Origin of the sequence: Rhodococcus sp. GXMU-t2271 (assembly GCF_041414735.1) — a bacterium.
Lineage (GTDB): Bacteria > Actinomycetota > Actinomycetes > Mycobacteriales > Mycobacteriaceae > Rhodococcus > Rhodococcus indonesiensis.
This window is the reverse complement of sequence record NZ_JAUIZP010000052.1, coordinates 1-5,695: the sequence shown is the minus strand read 5'-3', so window position 1 is coordinate 5,695 and position 5,695 is coordinate 1. Positions and strand designations below refer to the sequence as shown.

The window sequence follows — 5,695 nt, the reverse complement described above, 5'->3', positions numbered from 1 at the left end:
CTTCGGCCCCGTCGAGACCGTCCTCGGATTCGACACCGAGGAGGAAGCCCTGCGCATCGCCAACGACTCCCCCTACGGTCTGGCCGGGATGCTGTTCACCCAGAACCTCGACCGGGCCCACCGGATGGCGGCGCGGTGGCGCGCCGGCACGGTGTGGATCAACTGCTTCTTCGAACGCGACCTGCGTCTGCCCTTCGGCGGCGAAGGCGCCAGCGGCCTCGGCCGCGAAGGCGGGCAGTACTCCCGCGACTTCTTCACCGAGCCGCGGGCAGTCACCCTCCGACTGCGCGGCTGATATGTAGAGACTCTTGTCAAGAGGGCAGAGTGAGGCGCCTCCAGGGAGCGCCCCCGAAGGCGCCTTAATGCTTCCTCAACGCTTCGTCGACGAGTCCCTGTGGTGAGCGTGTCGATGAGCGACGCGCGGTCAGGCGGGGGTCCCTCCCGCTTGCGGGGCATATGCACGTGCAGGAAGGGGTTTCGGCTGGATCGCCTCCGCGTGTCGAGAGTCGAGCATCGGCCGAGGGGGCCTGCTCGTAGCCGCGTCGCGGGCCGATCCACGCGCTGTCCCCACTGAACTCGTCGGCAAAGCAGATCAGGAGATCGCTTCAGCAGTCCATCACCGCCGACGACCAGCACCAACCCGCCAGCTCACGCGCGATCGCCACATTCGTCACCACTGGCCGTTTCCGGCGTTCGAGAAGCCCCACCCACCGCTGGAGCAGGCGACGGTTGCCCTCGTCGACCCGGGCACGGGCCGCCGCCGGCGCCTGATCCCACCGCGACCGCACCACCGCCCCGGCGTGGTACCGGGGCCGGTGATGCCAGGCGGCTTCCACCAGGAGCCGGCGGGCGTGGGTGTTGCCGGTCCTGGTGATCGATCCCTGCACCCGCGACGAACCGGAGGAATGCTCCGAGGGCACCAATCCGACGAACGAGCCGATGCTGTTGCCGGTGAACCGAGTCCGGTCACCGATCTCCACCGCCAACCCGAACCGGTCAAGGTGCTCACCCCGCGCAGGCAGCACATCCGGCGAACGGTCGGGGTGAACTCACTCGCCGCGGCCATCTCCTCGATCGCCGTATCGAGGCGCCGACGTCGGGCCTGCATCGTGAGCACGTGGTCGTAGTCGGCGTCGAACGCCATCCGCGTCGCCGGCAAGGCCAACTGCGGTGCCGCCTCGGTGCGCAGCCACCGGTCGTGCGCGCCGGTCCACGCCACCCCGCCGTAGTAGACGAGGCCGTGCCGCAGCAGCAGTTTCGACAGGCGATGCCGTGCGCGCATCAGATCCCCGCGGCAGTCCTCCCGGGCCCGCACCAGGTCCCGGGCTGCTTCCTGATCGACGCTGGGGATTGAGGTGACCTCGTCCAGGCGCAGCAGCCGGGCCAGATGCACGGCATCACGGGCGTCGGTCTTGACCCGATCCCCGGAGGGTTTCTGCAGCTTGGAGGGAGCGACGACCTCGCACCGCACCTGTGAGGTGGTCAACGCCCGATATAGCCCGAAACCGGTCGGACCGGTCTCGTAGACCACCGCTACCGGACCCGGTAGGTCCGTGATCCAGGATCGGATGTGCTCCTAGGACGGGGTCAACTTGGTCTGGAACACCCGACCTGTGACGCTGTCGATGGCCGCTGCCGCGACCGAACGTGCGTGCACGTCCAGTCCAACGCTCGCACGCTCGGTAAACACCGGGGACTCCCACCACTGCCGAAAAGAACGGGCAGGGGCTTCCTGCTCGGTAACCCACGAACATGGGTAAGCGGGGCACCGACCCGCAACCCCCGGCTCAACGCCGGCGGTCCCCCATACGTCTAGAGCAGCAGCGCCGCTCCTGAATCGAACCTGCCTGCGGTGGGAGGTGTCGGCGGACCAGTCGGGGTTCGGTCCGGGCATGGCGATGGGGCCGGTGCAATACCCGGCCCCATCGCGGATCGGCGTCGTCGGCATGCTCCCGCTGTCAGCGTCTAGGCGATGAGATCTTCGCGTCCGGCATCTTTGAGGTCCTGGATGTAAATCGGAAACAGGAACTTGGTGCTGGGTACCAGCTTGAGTACCTTCATGATCTGGCCCTCAGCCTTGACGGTGCCCTTCGTCAGAGCCATTGTCATGTTGAGCTTGCCCTGCCAGAACTTGTTCGCGTTCTCCGAACTCATCCGCAGCGTGGCGTTCGGTTCCACGCCGCCCTCCTCGACGCTGGAATAGACCTTGTTGTTGGGCATGTCGAGCACGACCTCACAGGCTGGATCGTGGCAGGAGACGAGCAGGACGGCGCCGGTGGCGGTGAGCTTGGGGCCGAGCTTTTCGTCCAGGTAGGCCTTCTCGAAGATGCCTCCGACGAACTTGCGCAGGTCGGTGGGGTCGGTGAATGCGGGCATGGTTCTCTGCTTTCTCTCTGATGGATGTCACTTTTGGTGGGGCGATTTTGCTGGAGCACACTTCGAGGTCGGATCCGAAATGATTGGGCTCAGTCGGCAATCCGTAGAGCCGCGACCGGGCACAGCTTGACCGCCGTTTCCACCTTCCGGCGAAGGGCCTCGCCGGGAGAGTCGTCCAAGACGACCACCTCGTCGCCCTCGTCGTTGAGTTCGAAGACTTCGGGGGCAGCGATGACGCACTCGCCGTGCCCTTCGCACCGGTCGTAGTCGACGTGGATGTCCATGGGCCGGTTTTCCCTTCGTCGGCACAGGTGGTTCGGGGGCACCCGGTGGGTGGAATGGGTCCAGCTCACCGAGCCGTGATGATGTTTTGAATGTGTGGATCGGTCCGAGCCTGGGCTAGCGCACTGAGACGTTCGCCCGCGACACCGGAGACGGGGCGACCGACCGCAGGCGCCTCCGGAGGAGGCCTACAAGCAGTGCCAGCACGCCGAGGAGGAACAAGACGATCGGTGTGACCACGCTGATCAGGTTCAGCTGAATGCTTTGGGACTTGGCAGAGGCTGCTGCGTCGCTGATCGACTGGTCGGTGAGTGCAGCGTCGATGGACAGGACGGACAGGACGGGAAACAGCTGGCCGCCGATCTCCACATTCGCGAGGATCTCCTGATTCAATTGCGCATCGATCGGCGATCCCAAGGTCTGGTCGGCGGCGAGGTTGATGCGGGTGGCTGCGGTGTAGGTGAAGGGCACCGGATCGGCTAGCTGCCCCAGCGCACCTCCGAGGCTCTGCTGCACATCTGCTGGAAGCAGGCGCGTGAGTGATCCGACGAGCGCCTTGGGCAGTGCCGGCGGCAACGTCCCCGCGATCGCGGGATCACGCAGGATGCCCTTCGCTTCCACCGAGTAGTTGAGGACGTCGCGTCCGACGACCGTGCCCGAGTCGAGGTAGGTCATCGGGACCGTGGTTCTGGTCGTAGCGTCGTAGTACTTGTAGCTCGCCGACGGGTCCGGTTGCAGCGGAAGAGCGATGGTCATCCCGCTGTGAGGTTCGATCCCCTCGCCTGCGTCGCTGTTCGTCGCGTCCATCGTCTTGCGGTCGAGGGCGTAGGTGTGGTTGGACGGCACGGAGAGCCCGGCCGCCGCGAGGATGCTGTCGTCATGTGCGATCGCGGTGTCACCGTCGGTGCTCGATACGTAGATGTGCCGATCGATTGTCACGGGAACATCGGAAGCGATCATATTGGCGATGTCGCCGGTCTGCAGGGCTTCGGCGTTGAGCAACGTGCCGGTCCCCTCGTACACGGGATTGACATCGAGGTCGCCGGGCAGTTTCGACAGCGTGGGCACCAGCACGAACCGCACCAGCGCGGCAAGAGCGATGAACAGCACGCCCACGGCCAGAAAGATCGTCGAAGAGCGTCTGACAAACATCGACCGGTCCTTCATATATTTGATCGGTAGGTGAGTACGTGCCCCGTCGCCATCGGGATGGACCGCCTCTCGGCCGCGTCGATTCGTTCATCCGTTGCATGGATGGCCGTGCGTCGGTTCGTCGGGTAACCCTCACCCGTGGTCACGGCGGAACACTGCCGAGAAACCATCCCTGCGGTCTAGGACTGTTCGCATATCCCGGTCGATCGCTTGAGAACCGAACCAGAATGCCGTGATTCCGGACACAACAACCGAAATTTTGCGACTGAGTACACAGCCGCGTTCGGTCGGTGCTTTGTTCACTGACCCGCACCGGTCCCGCGGTCCAGGACAACGGCCGCATTACTGCCGCGTTCGTCCCGACATCCTGACGCCGAAACCATTTCGGCACAACACCACCCGACACTGGGTGCGTCGAAGGCCGCCAGCGCGCCGAACTGGAAGGGACGGGCCCGTGTGATGGACCGCTTTGATTGCGCGATCGCGGAGTTCGCCTGCCGATGGTTGCCATTCGGCACTGCTCCGCCTGAGGAACTGCTCACCCAATTCGGTATGACGAGTGTGAGATACGAATGGCAGCTCGACCGGATTCTGGATGACTGTCCCTTGCAGATACCCCTCGACGTCAGACCCACACTCTGACTGCACCTCGCTGAACGCACAGCAGCAGCACCGGCACGAGCGGCGGCTTGGCGGTCTCGGACATGGGCCGCACCCGGCCGACAGCTACGGCTTAGCTGACAACTCAACACGAATGAGAAGGTTTCTCATGAATGCTCCCGAACCGATCGTCGTGGTCGACGGGGCGCGGACCCCGATCGGCAGCTTCGGTAGCGCGTTGAAGGACGTGCCCGCGCACGAACTCGGCGCGGCCGCGGCCAAAGCCGCACTCTCGCGCGCCGGGGTGTCGGGCGAGGACATCGACGAGGTCGTGATGGGCTGCATCGGCCAGGTCGGGTCCGACGCCTACAACGCCCGCCGCGTCGCGATCGCCACCGGCCTCCCTGAAAAGACGCCCGCCTACACCGTCAACCGGCTCTGCGGGTCCGGATTGCAGGCGGTGTGGTCGGCCGCGATGCAGATGCGGTGGGGCGGCGCGAGCATCACCCTCGCCGGCGGCGACGAGAGCATGTCGCGGATGCCGTTCTACGACTTCGGCGCGCGCGCCAGGTTCAAGCTCGGGGACCGCACACTGATCGATGGCACCGTCGCGATGCTGACCGACCCGTTCGGTGGTGTGCACATGGGCCGCACCGCCGAGGCGGTCGCCCGCAAGTACGACGTCAGCCGCGAGCAGCAGGACGAGTTCGCGGCCGAGTCGCAGCGCCGCGCCGCTGCGGCGGCCGCGAGGGCCGCTTTTGCCGAGGAGATCACCCCGGTCGAGATCGGGGGCCGGCGCCCGAAGACTGTTGAGGTCGACGAGCACCCCAAGCCCGACACCACCGTGGAAACCCTGGCGAAGCTGCGGCCGGCGTTCGAGGAGGGCGGGTCGGTCACGGCCGGGAACGCGTCCGGGATCAACGACGGTGCCGCCGCGCTGGTGCTGGCGACGCAGTCTGCCGCGCAGGAGAAGGGCCTGAGGGGGCTGGTCACGCTCGCCGCGGTCGCGACCGCAGCGATGGATCCGGGTCTGATGGGGTACGCCCCCGTCTTGGCGTTGCAGAACCTGTTCGAGCAGACCGGGACCACCCCGGGGGACATCGACGTGATCGAGCTGAACGAGGCCTTCGCGTCGCAGGCGGTCGCGGTTATCCGGGATGCGAAGCTGAACCCGGAGAAGACGAATCCGTACGGTGGGGCGATCGCGCTCGGACACCCGGTCGGAGCGACCGGTGCCATCCTGAGCCTGCGGGTCGCCAAGGACCTCGTCCGCCGCGACCTCGAC

At 66.1% G+C, this 5,695-nt stretch carries 5 protein-coding genes and 1 pseudogene; 2 read left to right on the top strand and 4 right to left on the bottom strand.

Annotation, left to right across the window (positions count from 1 at the left end):
- The coding region (locus tag QYS60_RS19460; RefSeq protein ID WP_371383976.1) for an aldehyde dehydrogenase family protein at positions 1 to 295 on the top strand (295 nt) is incomplete at its 5' end.
- A 310-nt stretch (positions 296 to 605) separates the two neighbouring features.
- Here the strand turns inward: QYS60_RS19460 and QYS60_RS19455 are convergent.
- The 4 genes and pseudogenes from QYS60_RS19455 to QYS60_RS19440 form a co-directional block, all read right to left on the bottom strand.
- Positions 606 to 1,570 (bottom strand): annotated as a pseudogene (locus QYS60_RS19455) (IS110 family transposase).
- Between the two features lie 395 nt (positions 1,571 to 1,965).
- Positions 1,966 to 2,376 (bottom strand): SCP2 sterol-binding domain-containing protein, encoded by a 411-nt coding sequence (locus QYS60_RS19450; protein WP_289381440.1) that lies wholly within the window; start codon positions 2,374 to 2,376, stop codon positions 1,966 to 1,968.
- 89 nt (positions 2,377 to 2,465) lie between these two features.
- Complete coding sequence (locus QYS60_RS19445; protein WP_289381438.1) at positions 2,466 to 2,660, bottom strand: ferredoxin; 195 nt, start codon at positions 2,658 to 2,660, stop codon at positions 2,466 to 2,468.
- Positions 2,661 to 2,775: 115 nt separating this feature from the next.
- Positions 2,776 to 3,810, bottom strand: coding sequence for a porin PorA family protein (locus QYS60_RS19440; protein WP_371383975.1), 1,035 nt, complete (start codon positions 3,808 to 3,810; stop codon positions 2,776 to 2,778).
- Between the two features lie 769 nt (positions 3,811 to 4,579).
- Between QYS60_RS19440 and QYS60_RS19435 the strand changes: the two genes are divergently transcribed.
- Positions 4,580 to 5,695, top strand: a 1,116-nt coding sequence (locus tag QYS60_RS19435) for a thiolase family protein (protein WP_371383974.1), incomplete at its 3' end; no start/stop codon positions are given.

Bases quoted from the DNA above. Each gene is read 5' to 3' on its own strand.
- QYS60_RS19450 (WP_289381440.1), bottom strand. From the start codon at position 2,376: ATGCCCGCATTCACCGACCCCACCGACCTGCGCAAGTTCGTCGGAGGC.
- QYS60_RS19445 (WP_289381438.1), bottom strand. From the start codon at position 2,660: ATGGACATCCACGTCGACTACGACCGGTGCGAAGGGCACGGCGAGTGC.
- QYS60_RS19440 (WP_371383975.1), bottom strand. From the start codon at position 3,810: ATGTTTGTCAGACGCTCTTCGACGATCTTTCTGGCCGTGGGCGTGCTG.